General features: G+C 48.8%; 23 protein-coding genes and 1 tRNA gene. 12 read left to right on the forward strand and 12 right to left on the reverse strand.

The genetic code is table 11. The features are described 5' to 3' along the window. Nucleotides 1–39: 39 nt before the first annotated feature. From AB3R30_RS13355 to AB3R30_RS13385, 7 genes are all read right to left on the reverse strand, one after another. Nucleotides 40–525 carry a M67 family metallopeptidase gene (locus tag AB3R30_RS13355; protein WP_458649689.1) on the reverse strand — a complete coding sequence of 162 codons (486 nt, stop codon included), beginning with the start codon at nucleotides 523–525 and terminating at the stop codon, nucleotides 40–42. Beyond that, nucleotides 522–1,250 carry an ABC transporter ATP-binding protein gene (locus AB3R30_RS13360; RefSeq protein ID WP_458649690.1) on the reverse strand — a complete coding sequence of 243 codons (729 nt, stop codon included), beginning with the start codon at nucleotides 1,248–1,250 and terminating at the stop codon, nucleotides 522–524. The genes AB3R30_RS13355 and AB3R30_RS13360 overlap by 4 nt, the downstream gene beginning before the upstream one ends. A 249-nt stretch (nucleotides 1,251–1,499) precedes the next feature. After that, nucleotides 1,500–1,727: an indolepyruvate ferredoxin oxidoreductase subunit alpha gene (locus AB3R30_RS13365; RefSeq protein ID WP_458649738.1), complete on the reverse strand. Its 228-nt coding sequence runs from the start codon at nucleotides 1,725–1,727 to the stop codon at nucleotides 1,500–1,502. A gap of 264 nt (nucleotides 1,728–1,991) precedes the next feature. Next, on the reverse strand, nucleotides 1,992–3,224 hold the full coding sequence (locus AB3R30_RS13370) for an ATP phosphoribosyltransferase regulatory subunit (RefSeq protein ID WP_458649691.1): 1,233 nt from the start codon (nucleotides 3,222–3,224) through the stop codon (nucleotides 1,992–1,994). Further along, entirely contained in the window at nucleotides 3,225–4,181 is a 957-nt protein-coding gene (locus AB3R30_RS13375; RefSeq protein WP_458649692.1) for a J domain-containing protein, read from the reverse strand. It abuts the gene before it with no gap. Nucleotides 4,182–4,242: 61 nt separating this feature from the next. Next, complete coding sequence (locus tag AB3R30_RS13380) at nucleotides 4,243–5,091, reverse strand: inositol monophosphatase family protein (RefSeq protein ID WP_458649693.1); 849 nt, start codon at nucleotides 5,089–5,091, stop codon at nucleotides 4,243–4,245. Between the two features lie 33 nt (nucleotides 5,092–5,124). Further along, nucleotides 5,125–5,490 carry a 2Fe-2S iron-sulfur cluster-binding protein gene (locus tag AB3R30_RS13385; protein WP_458649694.1) on the reverse strand — a complete coding sequence of 122 codons (366 nt, stop codon included), beginning with the start codon at nucleotides 5,488–5,490 and terminating at the stop codon, nucleotides 5,125–5,127. Nucleotides 5,491–5,570: 80 nt separating this feature from the next. Here AB3R30_RS13385 and AB3R30_RS13390 point away from each other — a divergent pair. Further along, nucleotides 5,571–5,657 (forward strand) — tRNA-Ser (locus tag AB3R30_RS13390). Between the two features lie 93 nt (nucleotides 5,658–5,750). Here the strand turns inward: AB3R30_RS13390 and AB3R30_RS13395 are convergent. Further along, nucleotides 5,751–5,924, reverse strand: coding sequence for a hypothetical protein (locus tag AB3R30_RS13395; RefSeq protein ID WP_458649695.1), 174 nt, complete (start codon nucleotides 5,922–5,924; stop codon nucleotides 5,751–5,753). Here AB3R30_RS13395 and AB3R30_RS13400 point away from each other — a divergent pair. From AB3R30_RS13400 to AB3R30_RS13410, 3 genes are read left to right on the forward strand one after another with little or no spacing between them, the layout of a single operon-like run. Next, nucleotides 5,911–6,246, forward strand: a complete 336-nt coding sequence (locus AB3R30_RS13400; RefSeq protein WP_458649696.1) for a DUF433 domain-containing protein — start codon at nucleotides 5,911–5,913, stop codon at nucleotides 6,244–6,246. The genes AB3R30_RS13395 and AB3R30_RS13400 overlap by 14 nt on opposite strands. Further along, nucleotides 6,215–6,376: a DUF5615 family PIN-like protein gene (locus AB3R30_RS13405; RefSeq protein ID WP_458649697.1), complete on the forward strand. Its 162-nt coding sequence runs from the start codon at nucleotides 6,215–6,217 to the stop codon at nucleotides 6,374–6,376. The genes AB3R30_RS13400 and AB3R30_RS13405 overlap by 32 nt, the downstream gene beginning before the upstream one ends. Further along, nucleotides 6,354–6,530, forward strand: a complete 177-nt coding sequence (locus tag AB3R30_RS13410) for a hypothetical protein (RefSeq protein ID WP_458649698.1) — start codon at nucleotides 6,354–6,356, stop codon at nucleotides 6,528–6,530. Before AB3R30_RS13405 ends, AB3R30_RS13410 begins: the two co-directional genes overlap by 23 nt. A 16-nt stretch (nucleotides 6,531–6,546) precedes the next feature. On the opposite strand, the gene AB3R30_RS13415 is transcribed toward AB3R30_RS13410, so the two are convergent. Beyond that, the gene (locus AB3R30_RS13415) at nucleotides 6,547–6,714 is read right to left on the reverse strand and encodes a hypothetical protein (RefSeq protein ID WP_458649699.1); all 168 of its coding nucleotides are present in this window, start codon (nucleotides 6,712–6,714) and stop codon (nucleotides 6,547–6,549) included. Between the two features lie 68 nt (nucleotides 6,715–6,782). On the opposite strand from AB3R30_RS13415, the gene AB3R30_RS13420 reads away from it, so the two are divergent. The 3 genes from AB3R30_RS13420 (at nucleotide 6,783) to AB3R30_RS13430 (ending at nucleotide 7,901) form a co-directional block, all read left to right on the forward strand. Then, complete coding sequence (locus AB3R30_RS13420) at nucleotides 6,783–7,100, forward strand: DUF6883 domain-containing protein (protein WP_458649700.1); 318 nt, start codon at nucleotides 6,783–6,785, stop codon at nucleotides 7,098–7,100. Nucleotides 7,101–7,109: 9 nt separating this feature from the next. After that, complete coding sequence (locus AB3R30_RS13425; protein WP_458649701.1) at nucleotides 7,110–7,334, forward strand: DUF4926 domain-containing protein; 225 nt, start codon at nucleotides 7,110–7,112, stop codon at nucleotides 7,332–7,334. A 174-nt stretch (nucleotides 7,335–7,508) separates the two neighbouring features. Next, the gene (locus AB3R30_RS13430) at nucleotides 7,509–7,901 is read left to right on the forward strand and encodes a hypothetical protein (protein WP_458649702.1); all 393 of its coding nucleotides are present in this window, start codon (nucleotides 7,509–7,511) and stop codon (nucleotides 7,899–7,901) included. Nucleotides 7,902–7,967: 66 nt separating this feature from the next. On the opposite strand, the gene AB3R30_RS13435 is transcribed toward AB3R30_RS13430, so the two are convergent. Next, nucleotides 7,968–8,342 (reverse strand): hypothetical protein, encoded by a 375-nt coding sequence (locus AB3R30_RS13435; RefSeq protein WP_458649703.1) that lies wholly within the window; start codon nucleotides 8,340–8,342, stop codon nucleotides 7,968–7,970. 291 nt (nucleotides 8,343–8,633) lie between these two features. On the opposite strand from AB3R30_RS13435, the gene acnB reads away from it, so the two are divergent. Next, a complete protein-coding gene (gene acnB / locus AB3R30_RS13440) occupies nucleotides 8,634–11,225 on the forward strand; it encodes a bifunctional aconitate hydratase 2/2-methylisocitrate dehydratase (protein WP_458649704.1) in 2,592 nt (863 codons plus the stop codon). A 95-nt stretch (nucleotides 11,226–11,320) separates the two neighbouring features. On the opposite strand, the gene AB3R30_RS13445 is transcribed toward acnB, so the two are convergent. Further along, the gene (locus AB3R30_RS13445; RefSeq protein ID WP_458649705.1) at nucleotides 11,321–13,816 is read right to left on the reverse strand and encodes an HAD-IC family P-type ATPase; all 2,496 of its coding nucleotides are present in this window, start codon (nucleotides 13,814–13,816) and stop codon (nucleotides 11,321–11,323) included. Nucleotides 13,817–14,073: 257 nt separating this feature from the next. On the opposite strand from AB3R30_RS13445, the gene AB3R30_RS13450 reads away from it, so the two are divergent. The 3 genes from AB3R30_RS13450 (at nucleotide 14,074) to AB3R30_RS13460 (ending at nucleotide 15,617) form a co-directional block, all read left to right on the forward strand. Beyond that, nucleotides 14,074–14,244 carry a hypothetical protein gene (locus AB3R30_RS13450; protein WP_458649706.1) on the forward strand — a complete coding sequence of 57 codons (171 nt, stop codon included), beginning with the start codon at nucleotides 14,074–14,076 and terminating at the stop codon, nucleotides 14,242–14,244. 3 nt (nucleotides 14,245–14,247) lie between these two features. Next, nucleotides 14,248–14,403, forward strand: a complete 156-nt coding sequence (locus tag AB3R30_RS13455) for an IS110 family transposase (protein ID WP_458649707.1) — start codon at nucleotides 14,248–14,250, stop codon at nucleotides 14,401–14,403. A 182-nt stretch (nucleotides 14,404–14,585) separates the two neighbouring features. Further along, complete coding sequence (locus AB3R30_RS13460; RefSeq protein ID WP_458649708.1) at nucleotides 14,586–15,617, forward strand: YihY/virulence factor BrkB family protein; 1,032 nt, start codon at nucleotides 14,586–14,588, stop codon at nucleotides 15,615–15,617. Between the two features lie 112 nt (nucleotides 15,618–15,729). Here the strand turns inward: AB3R30_RS13460 and AB3R30_RS13465 are convergent, their stop codons facing one another. Beyond that, a complete protein-coding gene (locus AB3R30_RS13465; protein WP_458649709.1) occupies nucleotides 15,730–15,924 on the reverse strand; it encodes a hypothetical protein in 195 nt (64 codons plus the stop codon). A gap of 224 nt (nucleotides 15,925–16,148) precedes the next feature. Between AB3R30_RS13465 and AB3R30_RS13470 the strand changes: the two genes are divergently transcribed. Beyond that, a complete protein-coding gene (locus AB3R30_RS13470) occupies nucleotides 16,149–16,739 on the forward strand; it encodes an SRPBCC family protein (protein ID WP_458649710.1) in 591 nt (196 codons plus the stop codon).

Here is a 16,739-nt window from a genome sequence, read left to right on the forward strand (position 1 = left end):
ACAGGGAATAGGGAATAGGAGTTAGGGAAAGAGTACGAGTTAAGAGGAAATGGTTTCTAGTAGGACTAGGGATTCTGGTTGAAATTGGTGATTTACATCTAGATTCCAACTATAGAACTCTCTGGCTTTTCCCTGCTGAACGGAAATAATACTGTAGGAATAGTGTTGCCATGCAAGGCGACGATCGCACTCTGAGGGCACGGCTGGACAGTCGGGATGGGAGTGATAGATTCCAATAATATCTAAATTGCGGCACCGTGCAACTTGCATTGCCTGAAGCATTTCTTCAGGGGCGATCGCGTAGCGGCGAGTTTTGGAAGAGGATTCATCTTGCAGGTCGTCGGCTATTTGCTGATCCCAGCGATTCTCAACGGGGTAGATCGCGGTCACAACGCGAATTGGGGTATCTGGGAAATCGCCCTCCTGAACTTTGCCCAGCATTAACCCGCAACATTCATCCGGGTAGGTGCGTTCGGCATAAGCATTCATCGCCTGAATATGATCGGCACTTAAACTCAACGTCATCGTTTAGTCGCTCCCAAATACAATTCGCCCACCTTGGGATCGTTGAGCAGATCAATGCCACGTCCTTCAAAGCGATCGCGCCCTGCTTCCAGCACATAGCCCCGGTCTGCCATTTCCAAAGCTTTCCGGGCGTTTTGCTCCACTAGGGCGATCGCGGTTCCCGTCCGATTAATTTCGCGAATTTGTTCAAACACACTGTCCACTAACAAAGGTGACAACGCCGCAGAGGGTTCATCAAGTAGCAGCAATTTGGGCTTTAGCATTAACGCTCTGCCCATTGCCAGCATTTGCCGTTCGCCGCCTGATAACGTTCCAGCCCGTTGGTGGCGGCGCTCTGCCAGTTTAGGAAAGCGTGTGAAAATCTCATCTTTGAGCGATTGAATCGGCTGATCTAGCACAAAAGCACCCATTTCTAGGTTTTCTTCCACCGTGAGCGAGCGAAACACATTGGAAATTTGCGGCACATAACACATCCCTTGCTGGACAATTTCGTCTGACTTCAAGCCCACAAGATTTTTGCCAGCAAACACCATGCTGCCCAAGCGAGGAGTCAACAAGCCAAAAATCGTTTTTGCCAGAGTCGATTTTCCGGCTCCATTGGGACCAATCACCGCCACCAGTTCCCCTGGATAGATCCGAAAATTTACGCCCTGTAAAATGTCTAAATCTTTGACATATCCGGCATAGACGTTTTCAACTTCGAGTAGGGGATCAGAATCGGGCATGGCAAGAAATAGAAGAGAGTTTTGAATTTTGAGTTCTTAGTTTTGAGTTAAATGTAAAGAAGGGGGGAGTCAAGAGGGGGAGAGTTTTGAATTTTGAGTTCTTAGTTTTGAGTTAAATGTAAAGAAGGGGAGAGTTTTAAATTTTGTTAGCGTTAGCGGCGCTTTGCGCTTCTTAGTTTTGAGTTAAATCCAAATGCGATTTGCTTCCAAGCTCATTCAAAATTCAAAACTCAAAACTCAAAACTTTTACTATTGGGGTGTTTTTTGCAGGTCGGGGCGCTCTTCTGGAACAATCGCGCCTTCCACCGGGCACACTTGCAGACAAATTCCGCAGTCGATGCAGGTAGAAAAATCGATCCAATACCAATCCATTCCTCTCAGGTTTTTGCTAGAACCTGGATGGATACAGGCAACGGGGCAAGCATCGACGCAATCCGCTACGCCTTCACAGGTTTCAGTCACAATTGAATGGGGCACAGGGAGTTCTCCAGAAAGGGCGAGTGATGAAATGGCGAGTGGCGAATGATGGAATGGCGAGTGGCGAATGATGGAATGGCGAGTGGCGAATGATGGAATGGCGAATGGCAAATGATGGAATGGCGAGTGGCAAATGATGGAATGGCGAATGGCAAATGATGGAATGGCGAGTGGCGATGGAATGGCGGGTGGCGAGTGGCGAGTGTTCCGATAAATCAATGTTGTTCTTGTATTTCGTACTTTGTCATTCGCACTTCGTCATTCCTACTTCGTCATTCTTTCAATCTTGGTGGTGCCGTCGGGGGAAATCCAGGCGATCGCGGCAATGCGGCGGTGCTGGGCATAATCATGAATTTCGGCAGGAGTGCGTCCGCCTAAATCCAGTTCAACTCTTACTGTATCTGACGTGGTGCGGAGTTGTTGGGCATGGGCGATCGCGGCAGTGTAGGCTTGGGGGTTTGCTGGAACTACAAGCCAATCGCTGGTGGAAATGTGCTGAGGAATCTGGTTGGTCAGGGCGATCGCCTGATATAGTTGTTCAATTTGTAAGGCAAAGCCAATTCCTGGGGCGGTTTCGCCTTGGGGATGATATAACCCCAGCAGTTGGTCGTAGCGTCCTCCTTGTCCCAATACTTGCCGACCATTGGGCGTATCGCTAACCACCTCAAACACAATGCCGGTGTAGTAATCCAGGGTTTGGATTAAGCTGAGGTCGAGGACGAGGGAGTGGCGAGTGGCGAGTGGCGAGTGGGAAATGTTTTGCAGTAGGTCGATCAGGGATTTGAGATTATCTAGGGCGGTTTGCTGAGTTGAGTTGAGATCTAAACTGGAAATTTTTTGAAAGACTTCAGCAGGAGTGCCGCGTAGATCGAGCAAGAGTAAGGCGCGATCGCGGAGTTCCTGACTCATCGGTAAGGTTTCTAGGGCAAGGCGATCGAGGGTGGCGATCGCCTGTCGCACGGTGGCTTGGATTGTGGCTGGAAACACGGACAGCAGCGATCGGGTTAATCCCGCTTCACCTAACACAATTGACCACTGATCTAAGCCAAGGCTTTGCAAACAGTCCATCAACAGCAGCAACGTTTCCGCATCCGCTAGCAATCCGCCGCTACCCAACAGTTCTACGCCTGCCTGGTAAAACTCCTGCTGGCGCGTATGGCTGGTTTCTTGAGCGCGCCGAAAGATGTTGGCATTGTAGTAAAGCCTGAGCGGGTAGGTTGCTTCTGCCATGCGCGTTACGACCGTTCGGGCGATCGAAGCGGTCAACTCAGGGCGTAACCCCAACTCTTCCTCATCTAGTCCCTGTAGCTGCAACACGGTCGATCGCTGAATAGCGCCCCCTGCCATCAAGGTATCCAAGCGCTCTAGGGTTGAGGTGATAATGCGATGATAACCCCACTGGTGAAATGCTTGCTGTAAGCGCTCTTCAATCCAACGCTTTTGGGCAACATCTAAGGGGAGCAAATCTCTGGCTCCAGTCGGCGGTTGATAGACCATTTATTTCTTTTTCCCAAATAAACCAAATAAACCGCCACCTGCCTTGTCGTCGGGTTTATTCTTTTTAGAGTTCGGCTGTTGGGTCGGTTTTTTGGGGGCTGCTGAAGTACCCGTTGCTTTTTCTAGTTTTTGTTTCCCTTCTAGCGCGATCGCATTGGTTGGATCAAACTCCAGCGCCTTATTAAAGTGAATTTTTGCCATAGTTCCCTGACCTTGCTTGAGATGAACCGCTCCGAGTAACGCATGACAATCGCCATTTCTAGGTTCAAGCTGGAGTGCATCTCGCAGTTCCAAAACCGCTTTGGCATAATTGTTTTTTGCCATATAGCCTTCTGCCCGACGGTAATATTGATCGGCAACCGACTCTGGGCGCGCCGCTTGGGGTTGATGAGTTGCGGCGGGTCTAGTAGACGATTGCGAGGAATCGGGTAGATTGCTGCCTGTATAAATCGTTCGTGATGCTTCACCCTTGCTAAATCCACCCTGGCTTTCTTTCCGCATCAAATAAACCATATTGAGTTCGCTGATTTGACCCGTAATGTCTAGCGCTTGCTCTAATTGTTCATACTGCTTATCGGCAAGCCCTTTCAACGAAGCGCGATAAAAATGCTCAGGATTGCTGGCATTGGCAATCTCTTTACCCAGATTGCCCAACTCCCAATTTCCTTTCCGAGCCGCTTGTTGTCCTTTTAGGTTCAACACAATGCCATATTCGGTGCGGTCTTTTTCTTGAGAAAGCTTTTCCCAGGCAGGATTCACAAGCTTTGACAAAAATTCGCTTGCCAGTTTTTTGTTTGCTTCCCCTTCTAAGGCACCGCTGTCAGGATGCAGCTTACGAGCCACTTTAAGATAGCGTTTCCGAATGGTTTGCACATCCGCATCAATTGGCACCCCTAGTATGGCGTGATGGTCTACAAAATCTAACAGAAACAACCCTCGCTCAAATTGAAAAGACATGGTGTACTGCTTGCCTGCCGTGGAATTTTCTCTAGTGTAATCTGACCGCTCAAGGTCTGCGCTAAGGTAAGCCAACAAACTTGGTGGAATCTGCCCAAGTTTCTAACGGAGGAACCCGGTGCAGTGCTTGGCTAAGACTCGCGTGAATGGCTCCATTGGTTGCTAAAATGCGTCCAGAATTTATCTGTAAAGGGGATTGGTCGTAAGCTGTGACGTTGCCGCCCGCTTCTTGGAGCAGAATTACCCCGGCGGTCATGTCCCAAGGAGCCAAGCCCCGCTCCCAATAGCCATCTAATCGACCGCAGGCGACATAGGCTAAATCCATGGCAGCCGATCCGCTGCGCCGGACTCCATGGGTGAGATGGGTGAGATAGCAAAATTCAGCATAGTTATTATCGGTGGTTTGGCAGCGATCGTAGGCAAAGCCCGTCACAAGTAGACTTTTACTCAACTCAGCCGTTTTGGAGACGTGAATGGGGCGGCGGTTGCAGGTGGCTCCTTGACCCATCGCCGCCCGAAATAACTCTTGCCGAAACGGGTCAAAAATAGTTCCAACAATCGGTACTCCATTGAGCATCAGACCAATCGAAACAGCAGAGACGGGATAGGAATGGGCATAATTGGTGGTGCCATCCAGTGGATCGATCGCCCACAGAAACTCACTCTTCTGGTTTCCCAGTTGCCCCGATTCTTCAGCCAAAATGTTGTGATCGGGCACATGGCGCTGAAGGATCTGCAAAACAGCCGCTTCTGCTTCGCGATCAGCGATCGTCACGAGATCTCCAGAACGACCCTTTTCTTCCACACTTTCCAGTTTGTCCCAGTGCTGCTGCAAAATTGCACCTGCGGCTAGGGCAGCTTCGGTGGCAATGTCCAGAAAGATTTGAAGTTGACTAGGTGAAACAGTCATAGACAATTGGAGCAAGGTATGAAAAGCAAAACACTATTCTTCATCCAGGGGAAGCCCACGTTTGACTTTACCCTTGCCAAAGTATCGCCCAAATTGCAACTCATACACTTCATCTTCGTCTTGAGTTTCTACTTGGAGATCCGATCGGGGATAGCTAACACAAAGCAACGCATAGCCCTGACTCTGCAAATCGGGCGATAGTCCCATGGCTTCGGGCTGATAAAGTTCGCCAGAAATGACCCGCACGGCGCAGGTGGTACAGGCTCCATTGCGACAAGCAAAAGGTAGGGGGACTCCTTGATTTTCCGCCGTTTGCAGGATATAGCGGTCTTCAGGAATTTGAACCGTGTGCAGCGTATTGGTGCGGCGATCGCGAATTTGAATGGTGTGAAGAGGCATGAATTCAGTCTTTGTTACCAAAATGACACTTGTTTTGCTAATATAGTTCTCTCACGGCTGTTTACACAGCACAACCTTTTGGAGAGATGGCCGAGTGGTTGAAGGCGCAGCACTGGAAATGCTGTTTAGGGGTAACTTTAACGAGGGTTCGAATCCCTCTCTCTCCGTTCTCAAACTTTACAGGACTGCCAGTTGTTTTCTCAGGTTTCGCAGCATCTTGCTGGTCCCTTCCTGAAACGCCTGTTGCACTAATTGGGGAATCATTTCTGCGATCGCCCAATCACCAACGATGAAAAAGCGATCGTGCCTTTACGTTTCAATAGGCGTGGAGCGATCGCGCTTGTTGGACACAATTTATAGTGATAGGCGATCAGTGCTAGGATTGGCGGGAATGTAAACAGATTCGGTGGACACCTGTTTATGGATAGCATCATTTCTGAACATATCGAAATGACTCCTGGCATTTGTGATGGCAAGCCTCGAATTGCGGGACATCGAATTCGAGTGCAAGACATTGTTGTTTGGCACGAACGGATGGGTCTTTCTCCAGATGAAATAGTTCTGCACTATCCCGCTATTACGTTAGCGGATGTGTATGCGGCACTGACTTATTATCATGATCATGTGAGTGAGATTCGGCAGCAGATTCAAGCAGATGAAGCCTTTGCAATAGAAATGCAACGGCAAACTTCCTCACAGTTTCAGCAGAAGTTGAGGAGTTTTAATGCCGGAAACGATTCGGTTTCATCTGGATGAGAATATTAGTCTTGCTGTAGCAAATGGTCTACGACGGCGCAGAATTGATGTTACGACTACTCCAGATGAAGGGTTGATCACGGTTGCGGATGAAGTTCAATTAGCCTTTGCTCGATCGCAAGGGTGCTGATTTTCTCCGGCTTCATCAAGCAGGTGCAAACCATGTAGGGATTATTTACTGCATCCAGGGAAGCCGTTCGATTGGCGAAATCATTCGAGGTTTGGTGCTGATTTGGGAGCTAGTTGAACCTACGGATATGGTTGGCTGTGTAGAGTTTATTTGATTAGGCGATCGCCCCTCTACTTGATTATTGAAAGCGCGATCGCCCAATCACCAATGATGGAACAGCGATCGCGTTTTTGCGTTTCAGCGTTTTTGCGTTTCAATAGGTGTAGAGCGATCGCTGCTAATGATAGCCAATCAAGGTGCGATCGCAGAGCGTCTTTACAAAAGAATCGCCCAATCACCAACTTCGTCTGACTGACAAAGACAATCTGTGGTTCTGTTACGCTTGGAATAATCTCTCTAATGTTCTATGGCAAAGCTTGATCAAAATGCTGTGATTGCAAAAGCAAAGCTGACGGAGTATCTATTGGTTCAGTTGGCTAAAGATGATAAGTCACAGTTTTTAGCTCAAGCTGGCTATACGATCAATAATTGGAGACAGCTTGAGCGAGATTTGAGAGAGCAGATTCTTTCACTGGACGCAATACCAACAAGGCAAACTCAATATGGACAGAAGTATGCAATTACTGGAGATTTGAGTAGTCCTAATGGAATTACGATTCGAGTTAAAACGATCTGGATTGATACAGGTGCAGTAACTCAGTTTGTGACGTTGTTTCCGGCATAGGAGGTTAGCATGAAATTTCAACTTTTTTCTCAAGTTGCTTTACGTGAAGATATTCCTGAACTGAATTTGATGAAGGGAAGTATTGGAACGATCGTAGAATGCTATTCAGCTTCAGACAAACAGGAAAATGGGTACAGTTTGGAAGGCTTGATTCCTCAAGATACAGTTGAGGTTTCTGAGTCTCAAATTGAGGCAATTACATCCTCTGTTTCACCAGTTCACACAGCAAGGTAAACCGCTATCGCACTTCAGTAGATAACGGAGTTAGCGCGTCGCTGCTGCGAATGACAGGCAATTAAAGTGCGATCGCCCAATTGCTAACAATGAAAAAGCGATCGCTTTTGCGCGTAAACGTTGATTGATGGTTGAAATCGGAAACTCTAAAACAGAACATTCCCGGTCAACCCAATGAAAAAACTTTTGTGGCTACTGCCTGCCCTACTGCTATCGGCTACGCCTGCTCATGCCGATGAGTGTGGTGGTAGACAAAACTTTATGGTCATGCCCAATGGCAAGTGCATAAGCTTGGATTATTTAAGCGTTTTAGCGGCTAGTCGAGACTTGAACAGCCGCACGAATACGCAATACCAACAACAGTTTGACGCAAACTTAGAGCTTGAAACCAACTCCTACAACCGACAAACTGAGACAAAGGAAGCGCGCGATCGCAGGTTAAATAACTTAGCGGCGGCGGCTACATCCCGCAGTAATGTTAACAACACCGTGCAAGGAATTGAAGACACGCTATACCCGTTGCAGGTAAAAGCTTTAGGCATTGTGAGAGAAGGGTTTAGGCGGTAATTAAGGTTTTAATTTTGAACGCGATCGCCCTGGCTCATGCTGGGGCTTTTTTGTGGGCGATCGCGTTCAGAATGGCAGCAATATTTCATAGCTCGATAAATACCAAAGAGCTATGCCACCTTTGAATTCTTCCAGTTCAATCATCAACCCTTTTCCTAAATGCTTATTAACCCTAGACGCTCTAAACTTTCCCTCATCTTTCCAGCCCACTAAATCACTACAAGCAGAACATTTACATTCTTGATATTCAAACTGCTTCTGCTCCCAGCTTTTGCCAGTATTGGTTTGGAGCCATTTATTGAACTCTTTGCGCGGATCAACACTTAACCTTGCTTTTGCTAACTTTTTTTCTGTCTCTTTACGAATCTGCTCCTCTTGCTCAAGAAACACTAATAACTCGCTGTACAAACGAGCTAAATTATTGGTTGAATCGTTACCCATATGTTTCTTGATACATTATTGAGACTGGAGGATATCCTCTTCGTCATAATGCCCCGATTCTGAAAATTATCACTCTTGTTCTTCTACCGCAGATTTCTTCAAGGACAGTGCCTTTGGTAGACAGCATTGTGGAACGGCGCAGACTCTCTTTACAATAGAGATAGCAGGCTATTCGTATCAATCCCAACTGCACGGGCGATCGCCCAGCGGTACGCTTAACAGTTAATGTAATTTTGTGCGGATGGCATTGGTGTAAATCACCATTCGCGGTCACTTCTTCAGAGATTTTCTATGCTTGAATCCTATCGTAATCATGTTGCCGATCGCGCTGCTTTGGGCATTCCACCTTTGCCGTTGAGCGCTCAACAAATGTCTGAACTGGGTGAATTATTGAAAAATCCGCCCGTGGGTGAGGAAGTCTTTTTGTGGGAACTGCTGCGCGATCGCGTTCCGCCCGGTGTGGATCAAGCGGCTTATGTGAAAGCGGGGTTTTTGACGGCGATCGCTAAAAGTGAGATTACCAGTCCGCTCGTTTCTCCCAAAGCCGCCGTAGAACTGTTGGGAACGATGATGGGGGGCTACAACGTCCATGCCCTGATTGACTTGCTCCAGTCATCTGATGAGAAGCTCGCATCCACTGCGGTTGCCGCCCTCAGCAAAACTATGCTCGTTTACGATGCCTTCCACGACATCCAAGAACTGGCAGCTAGCGGCAACGCCAACGCTAAACAGGTGATGGACTCTTGGGCAAACGCTGACTGGTTCACTAGCCGCCCCAAACTGCCAGAATCCATTACCGTCACCGTGTTCAAAGTTCCGGGCGAAACCAACACCGACGATCTTTCCCCTGCCCCCCACGCCACCAGCCGTCCTGATATTCCGCTTCATGCTCTAGTCATGCTAGAAACGCGCCAGCCCGGTTCCCTCGAAACCATTGCGGAACTGAAGCAAAAAGGACACCCCGTCGCCTATGTAGGCGATGTAGTTGGCACCGGTTCTTCCCGCAAATCTGCCATTAACTCTGTCCTCTGGCATATCGGTAACGATATTCCTTGCGTTCCCAACAAGCGCACCGGCGGCTACATCCTCGGCAGTAAAATTGCGCCCATTTTCTTCAATACGGCGGAAGATTCTGGTGCCTTGCCGATCGAGTGCGATGTCACCCAGCTAGAAACGGGCGATGTGATTACGATCTATCCCTATCAAGGCAAAATCACCAGTGCGTCTGGCGAGGTTCTCTCCACCTTTACTCTCAAGCCCGATACAATTTTGGATGAAGTGCAAGCAGGCGGACGGATTCCCCTCCTGATTGGACGCACTCTCACGGACAAAACCCGCGCTGTTTTAGGTTTGCCGCCTAGCCCCGTGTTTGCCCGTCCAACCCTGCCTACTGATACAGGTAAAGGGTTTACTCTGGCGCAAAAAATGGTCGGTAAAGCCTGCGGTCTTCCCGGTGTACGTCCCGGCACCTATGGCGAACCACTAATGACCACCGTGGGTTCGCAAGACACGACTGGACCCATGACCCGCGATGAGCTAAAAGAGTTGGCGTGTCTGGGTTTCGGGGCTGATTTGGTGATGCAAAGCTTTTGCCACACGGCTGCCTATCCTAAACCTGTGGATATCAAAACTCACCATGATTTGCCCGACTTTATGCACGAACGCGGTGGCGTTGCCCTGCGACCGGGCGATGGTATTATTCATTCCTGGCTGAACCGGATGTTGCTGCCGGATACCGTGGGCACGGGCGGCGATTCCCATACCCGCTTTCCCCTAGGGATTTCCTTCCCAGCGGGTTCTGGTTTGGTGGCATTCGCGGCGGCATTAGGTGTGATGCCGCTCGATATGCCAGAATCGGTGTTGGTGCGGTTTAAGGGCACTCTGCAACCGGGCGTAACGCTGCGAGATGTGGTAAATGCGATTCCCTATGCCGCGATGCAGCGAGGTTTGCTAACAACGACCAAAGAAAACAAGCAGAATGTGTTCTCTGGGCGAATTATGGAAATGGAAGGATTGCCCGATCTGAAGTTAGAGCAGGCGTTTGAACTAACGGATGCGACGGCGGAGCGATCGTGTGCGGGTTCCACCATTAAGCTGAGCGTGGAAACGGTGGCAGAGTATTTGCGATCGAACGTGGCGCTACTCAAAAACATGGTGGCAAGAGGATACGGCGATGCTAGAACGATTCTGCGGCGAGTGGCTCAAATGGAAAACTGGCTAGCGAATCCCAGTTTGATGGAGGCTGATCCCGATGCGGAATATGCCGAAATCATTGAGGTAGATCTGGATCAAATCAAGCAGCCGATCGTCGCGGCTCCCAATGATCCTGACAACATCAAGTTGATGACCGAGTGTGCGGGTGATCCAATTCACGAAGTCTTTATCGGTTCTTGCATGACGAATATCGGGCATTATCGCGCTGCTGCAAAGGTGCTGGAAGGTGCGGGAACGGTGAAAGTGCGTCTGTGGATTTGTCCGCCAACTCGGATGGATGAACAGCAATTGCGAGAGGAAGGCTACTACGGTATTTTCGCGGCTTCCGGGGCGCGAACCGAAATGCCAGGATGTTCGCTTTGTATGGGCAACCAGGCGCGAGTTGCCGACAATACAACGGTGTTTTCCACGTCAACGCGCAACTTCAACAACCGCATGGGCAAGGGCGCTCAGGTGTATCTTGGTTCTGCGGAACTGGCGGCAGTGTGTGCGCTGTTGGGCAAGATTCCCACGGTGGAAGAGTATCTGGAAATTGTGACGAAGAAGATCGATCCGTTTGCGGCAGATCTCTATCGCTATCTCAACTTCAATGAAATTGTTGGCTTTGAAGATGAAGGGCGAGTGCTGGCGAAGGAAGAAGAGGAGAAACTAATGGCAGCGGCTGGCTAGAACGCGGTCGAGTGACTCTTGATAAGGGGGTGATAAGGGGCGCGATCGCGCCCTTTCATCTGACAATGCGATCGCCAGATAACACTGATACAGGCTTAAAACGGGCTGATTTTGATGCCAAGAAAGCGATCGAGGAGTCGATTTCTCCAGATAAATCGCACAACCAACGCCCAGATTAAGGCAACTAATCCAATCCCTAAATAGTGAATCAAATCAAGCGGATAGAGTTCAAAAAAGTTTCGCAAAACTGGAACTGCCAAAATCAATAGATAAATCAATAAAACCAGACCTGCGAGAACCAGATGGCGGCGATCGCGACTCAGCGGCTCCCCTCCAACCCACGTGGGAGTCGGCGGCTTAAGAAATGGCAACAGGAATAATCCGCCAAATACTTGCATCGTGATCATGGCGGTTTCTGCCACCCGTTGCGCTCTGGCGATCGCCTCAAACGTGATTCGGCGACCCAGTTCCTCAAACGGGATTTGACCGCTGAGCCAATCCAGAACAGGGGTAATATTTTGCGCCAGAAAGTAGAGATAGACGAGGATGCTTGCGAGAGAAAGAGTGAGCGTTGCGGGGATAACAAAATGCAGAAACGAGTTGCCCTCAATGCCTCTAGGCTTGTCTGGTTTTGCCCATAAGGTAACAAAGAACGGCGGAATTCCCACGGTGAGAAAAGTGACGATCGTACCTGTTTTAATCCCAAATGGAAACGACAGCGTAATCATACCAATCGCAACGATCGCCAGAATAAACGAAAAAATCCGCACCATAAACAACTTGCTGATATCGGCAACCCCGTTACGAATCCGTTGCCCTTCGAGAAAGATTTTGGGCAGCGACCCAAAGGCATCGTTGAGTAACACAATATCGGCAACGCCACGAGTTGCCTGACTGCCGCTTTCCATAGCAATGCCCACATTCGCCTGTTTGAGTGACAGCACATCATTCACGCCATCGCCCATCATCGCGACATAATGATTACGCGACTGAAGGCTTCTAACAAGATGAGCTTTTTGTTCCGGTGTAATCCGCCCAAAAATCGTGCTTTCTACAGCAGTTTGAGTGAATACCGCCTCATCCATGTCAGCCAACTCCTGACCCGATACGGCAATAATGTCATCGCTCAGTCCAGCCTGCTTTGCCAACGCTGCAACGGTCGCCGGATTATCACCTGAAATCACTTTGATCTGAATCCCTGCTTGCTGAAACTCTGCCAGGGTTTGACGAGCATCTCGGCGTAATTCATCGCCAAATAGCAGAATCCCCAAGGGCTGAAGATTGTCAGGCAACAGAGGATTGCCTGCCGTGTCTTGATGCGTTGCGACGGTAGGACTATGGGCAAATAACAGCACACGCAACCCTTGATCTGCACCCGCTCGAATGGTAGTTTTCAAGTTTGCTGCAAGCGGTATGACGGTGCTAAGAATCTCTGGGGCACCAAGAATATACAGACCCGGCTCAGACTCAAAGGCGATCGCGCTCCACTTATGAGCCGATCCAAAAGGAACTTCAGTCTTCAAAGCTCGCGGTTCTCTAGGGAGTGCAGTAGCGATCGCGTCATTAGTTTTATTACTGGTGGTGGCACTGGCAGCATAATCGCCCAAAAGAGTATCTAGCTTGGCGCGATCGATATCAATCGGATAAACTGTTTGCAATTCAATGCGATTTGCCGTTAATGTGCCCGTTTTATCTAGGCATATGACATCGACATTGCTAATCGATTCTACGGCATTCGCCTGTTGTACCAAGGCACTTTGTTGAGCAATTCGCACCGCCCCAAACGTATAGGCAAGGGTGATCATCAAATACAATCCGCTGGGCACCAGACCGACAATCACCGCAATGTTTTGAATGCCTGTGGTGATGGAGGTTACGCCCAAGGTGATTCGGAGTGCGGTAATCAAGCCTAGAACGATCGCCACGCCCAACAACAGGCGAATAATCATGTTGATGCGATGTTGTAACGGAGTCAGCACTTTCCGAAACTTGCGGGCTTCTGCCGTCATTTTGCTGGCTAAACTATCGGCACCCACCTTTTCGGCTTCATAGTACGCGCTGCCACTGACGCAAAAGCTACCGGAAAAAACCGGATCGCCTGCCTGCTTTGCAATCAAGTCCGATTCGCCCGTTAGCAGAGATTCATCTACTTTGATTTCACCTTCACCGACGATAGAGCCATCCACGACAATCTGATCGCCTGGGTTGACCAGCAGCACATCGCCCAGCACGATCTGACTTGGATCAATGTCTCGTTGTTGACCTTCACGAATGACACTGGCTTTAGGGCGCGTCAGTAAAGCGATTTTGTCGAGTTTCTGTTTGGCGCGAATCTCTTGAATCACGTTGACTACGACATTGAGCAAGATGACAAAGGCAAGCACCATCACATCACTGACCAGCCCCAGCGCAATCAGAACCAAGCTAAGGAAAAAGTAGACCCCGTTGATAAAGGTGAACAAGTTGTCGCGAAAAATATCCCAGTAGGTGCGACTGGTTTGCACCGGAATATCATTTCCTTTGCCTGCCGATCGCCGACTTGCCACTTCGCGATCGCTTAATCCTTGAAGCCGACTTGGGGTAGATTGCATGATTTCCAATCAAACGTGTGAACACAGACACTCATTTTGCGACGCGACGCGACGCGCGACTTTTTCCAAAAGCCCTCACCCTTGTATCTTGAGAACTGAGCGGTAGACCGATCTCACCCCAGTTAAGCAAACCAAGATTGAGTCTAGGTCGCCGCTCACTCATCTATCAGAAACTCGAAAAATCGCCAGGGACTTTGAACCCGTATCAGACAAGGTTAAGTGATAGATGGCATCCTAATCAAATCAGGAGCATGACGATGGTAACAGTTATTACTGATATTACTGAGGCGCAATGGGTCGGGATAGATGTCAGCCAAGCCTGGTTAGATATCGTGCTACGTCCGGTGGGAACTTACTGGCGCTTAAGCAACCAAGAGACAGGATGGTCAGAGATAGTCACTCACCTGCCCAGCTTTAGTGTGAAGTGAATCGTGCTGGAGTCAATCGGAGGCATGGAACGCGGCATTGTCCAGGTCTTGCAACAGCAAGAACTCCCCATAGCAGTGATCAATCCCAAACGGGCACGGGACGTTGCCAAAGCGTCTGGTCGTCTTGCCAAAACTGATCGCATTGATGCGGCGTGTTAACCCATTTTGCCCAGGGAATGAGTCCGGTGCCAAAACCGCTGGCTTCTGAAGCACAGGCAGATATTGAAACTCATACTGGCACAATCGCCATCCCTAAATTTTAGTTCTCAGGTATTTCTAGATCAGTCAAACTAGGGGGTAATCCCTTTAATTTAGATGGGTGCCATGTGTTCCGTTTCAGAATGACTCGCCAATTCCTACGCTTTTTTAAGTACCTCAATCTAGCCACCTTGAAAGAGGTCATTGTTTGCACCGGGAAACAACGCCTGCCCGGATTAGCCGCAGAAATTGCTTATAGTGCGGCGTTGGCAATGTTTCCGGCAACATTGGCATTGCTGACCGCGATCGGGTTGGTTGCGTCTTCTCAGGCAGCCTTTGGAGAAATGGCAAAACAGCTAAGCTGGATTGCTCCAGGAGAAGTGCTAGAGGTGATTCAACGGTTTATTCAAGAAGTGAGTCCGGGTAGCAGCCGCAGTTTGCTATCAATCAGCTTTTTGGGCGCGTTGTGGGCAGCATCGGGAGCAGTGAACTCCACCATGAACGCGCTCGATCGCATTCACCAAGTTCCATTGCGGCAACTGCGCCCTTTTTGGAAGGCAAAGCTGGTTTCGATTATTTTGACAGTAGGAACAATTTTGCTGTTGGTTGCTGCGTCTACAGTGGTTTTTGTCAGCGATGTGATTATTAAAATTGTGGTAGCCCAGAGCGACCAGTTGGTAGAAGCAGTGGCAAAACGCCCTAGTTTTATGGAGCCTCAGTTACTCCGGGCATGGCAACGCTTGAGTATGCCATTGGCGCTGAGTATGGTGGCGATCGCCTTTGCCTTTATCTATCGATTTGGACCAAGCCGTTGGCATAAAAACACCCCAATTTTGCCAGGAGCCTTTTTAGCAACCCTGGCATGGGCGGTTTGCTCCAAATTGTTTAGCCTTTACGTGACCAACTTTGGCAACTACAACCGCATTTATGGAGCCGTTGGAGCCGTGATTGTGGTGCTGCTTTGGTTGCAATTAGGCGCATTAACCCTGTTGATTGGGGCGCAACTCAATTTCACCGTTGGCAGAGCAATGCATCAAAAGCCCAACTCCCCGAATAAAACGCGCCCCAATAAGTATCCGATCCATCGTGAGCTATCGAATCGCGCTCAATACCGCCAGCAGCATCGAGGCAATAATCAAACTCCAAAGAATCCACCCCGGCATAAAGCCCAGTAGCGTCAACCCTCGCAAAATCCAGAGCGCCAGCGTTAGCGCTGCCACACTTAAAAATACTAGAGTCGTTGTTTTGAAGCGTCTTGTCATCAGAATCACCTGTGATGGAATTGAGTTAGGGCTTGAGGCTCCGCAACCCACCTAAAATGCCACCGCCGATCGCAAACAAGGTCATTGCCCAAGCTAAATAATCAGGAATTTGGGTTACCCATCCTAAACCCTTCAGCACAACCAATATTGACAGCATCACCAGCGAGATGCCAAGAATATAAAGCCCAATAGTAATAAAAAGACTGAAAAACTTATCCACAGCAAACTTTACACTTCCAAGAATTAACTTTAAGGATTTAACAGTGTCGGACAACTACGTCCCCATTTGTGAAATTTTCATATCCTTCAGCAGTATCACGCAACATACTTTCACAAAATAGGAGTAACCTCTGAGAAAGAACAGTTTATTAAAAGCACTTGATTGATTAAAGCTCACATAATTTATCTTTGGCTTTGACCTTAGTTGGAGAGTTCAGAATCCATATGGTTGTTTCAACTGCACCAAACTTCAATTGCGATCGCACTCTTGCCGTAGCGGTTTCTCACCAGCCTAACTCAGCAGCGCTCATCCGGGGAGAGGTTTTACTTGAAACTCGTGCCCACACCGCTTGGGGAGCCTCAGTTACGGCTCAGATATATTTGCCCATTTCCCGTAAATCGGCTTGGCAACACCTGATTGATTATCCGCAGTGGGTACGATATTTTCCAGATGTCAAAAACAGCTATCCACTAACCGATGATGTGCGAAGCTCTAGTAACACCGACCAGATCCAGTACAAACGGCTTTATCAAACTGCTGGCAAAAACTTTCTATTTTTATCAGCCCAAGTCGAAATTTATCTTAAGGTAGTCGAAACATTTCAGCAACAGATCCAATTTCAGCTTGAATCAGGCAGTTTTCATGACTTTTTAGCTGAATTAACCCTCCAGGACTTTGCAAACGGCACCCTGTTAACCTATTTCGTTCAAGCAACTCCCCTCATTCCCGTTCCCAGTCTATTCATTCAGCAGGCAATCCAGTATGACCTGCCCACCAATATGAAAATAATGCGTCAAGCGCTTTGCAGTGCTTAA

The sequence above is a fragment of the Sivoneniella epilithica UHCC 1019 genome (assembly GCF_040830845.1).
GTDB lineage: Bacteria > Cyanobacteriota > Cyanobacteriia > Leptolyngbyales > Leptolyngbyaceae > ULC077BIN1.